The organism is Mesorhizobium sp. M7A.F.Ca.MR.362.00.0.0 (assembly GCF_004023175.1).
Lineage (GTDB): Bacteria > Pseudomonadota > Alphaproteobacteria > Rhizobiales > Rhizobiaceae > Mesorhizobium.
The window spans coordinates 9754-11358 of sequence record NZ_RZTF01000208.1 but is presented as its reverse complement, the minus strand read 5'-3'; the positions used below and the strand labels follow the sequence as shown (position 1 = coordinate 11358).

Annotated in this window: 1 protein-coding gene and 1 pseudogene (1 of these 2 only partly in view); one reads left to right on the top strand and one right to left on the bottom strand. The window is 62.2% G+C overall.

All coding sequences use genetic code 11. The features are described 5' to 3' along the window. Nucleotides 1-814: DUF2189 domain-containing protein (locus EOC06_RS22845; protein WP_128308849.1), on the bottom strand; the 814-nt coding region annotated here is incomplete at its 3' end. 348 nt (nucleotides 815-1162) lie between these two features. Between EOC06_RS22845 and EOC06_RS43235 the strand changes: the two are divergent. Beyond that, nucleotides 1163-1605, top strand: a pseudogene (locus EOC06_RS43235) (pilus assembly protein TadG-related protein); it runs 136 nt beyond the window's last position.

Genomic DNA, 1605 nt, shown 5'->3' with positions numbered 1-1605 from the left:
GCCTTATCTGCTGTGCCCGCTCCGGCTCGACCACCCTGCGGTAGAGATGCCAGGTGGCATGGCCGAGCACCGGCATGACGACGGCGAGCCCGGCAAAGAGCGGGATCGAACCGATCACCAGAAGCACGGCGACCAGCAAGCCCCACAGCGCCATTTGCAGCGGGTTGGCCATCACTGCCCGGGCCGAGGTCTCGATCGCCGAAACGGCGCCGACGTCACGGTCGAGCAGCAGCGGGAAGGCAACCACGGTAGTGGCCAGCACGATTACGGCGAAGACAAAGCCCGCGGCATTGCCGGCAAGGATCAGCGTCCAGCCCTTGCTGGTGGTCAGCACGTCGCGGACGAAGCCACCGATCGAGGCCGGCGGCTGGTCGCCGAACAGGCCGGTGTAGATCGACTGCGCCGTGTAGAGCCACAACAGGAACAGCGCCACCAGCATGACGCCGATGACAGCGATCGACGGGACAGCGGACGAGCGCCGCACATCAAACGCGTGCCACCAGGAGGTGTTCATGCCGAGCTCACGCCGGCGGCTGATCTCGTAAAGGCCGAGCGCCGCAAACGGCCCGACCAGCGCGAAACCCGACATCAGGGGATAGATGAGCTGGATGGCATTGGCGCCGGACGTCCACTGCGTCAGGATCAGGCCGACGATGGGATAGATCAGGCACAGGAACACGTAGTGCGATGGTTTTGCCCAGAAATCCTCGAAGCCGAGGCGCAGCGCATCCCAAAGGTCCGACGTGGTGATGCGGCGCACCGTTGGCTGCACATGCATTCCACGTGCGTCCGCCATGACATGAAAGCCGGCCATAACCTTCCTCCCGTGTGTCGGGGCGGTCACCGCCTGGATGGCCGCCAGAGCTGCCACTTCAAGATCAAGAGGCATGATAGCAGAGTTGGCGGCGATTGTCGCCGCGTCAATTGCCTGGGGCGCAACTCCTCGTAGTGTTCAACTCTCCGTATGGCCTCTCATATGGCGTGCCTCGGCAGTCTTTCGTTTTAGCCAACCATTGTTCTGCATTTTAGCATTTACGTATTTTAGCATTTACTTAAATTACTCGTAGGGATCTCTGGCGTATCACCTGAGCTTTACGAGGTTCGGCGAGGAATTATGTTCGCATTGAGAGGCTTCTGGTCTTCGGAGCACGGCAACTTTGCCATGACGACCGCCGTCGCGATGCTGCCGATAATGATTGGTTTGGCCGGCGCCGTTGATCTGATCGGCACGAGCCATGACGCCTCGCAACTGCAGAACTCGCTGGACGCGGCGGGGCTCGCCATCGGCACGAAGTTCTCTCCCGATATGGCGGCCGGCGATGTCCAGCAGCTTGGGCTGCAATTCTTCGCCGCCAATATGAGCGCGGCCGACCAGCAGGAATATTTGGGCAGCGTCTCCGCTTTCGCGGCAACGGCAAGCGGCAGCCCAAGCGCCTACTTTATCTCGCTGTCGTCCAGCATAAGCCGCCCAAGCTTCATCAGCGCCTCGGCCCCCTGGCAGGCCTCCCGCTCGGCCTCGGTCAAGGTAAAACCTGGCGCACAGGCCTGCGTGCTGGCGCTCGATCCGCATGCGTCCGCCGCCGTGAACCTCCAGGGCTCGACCAA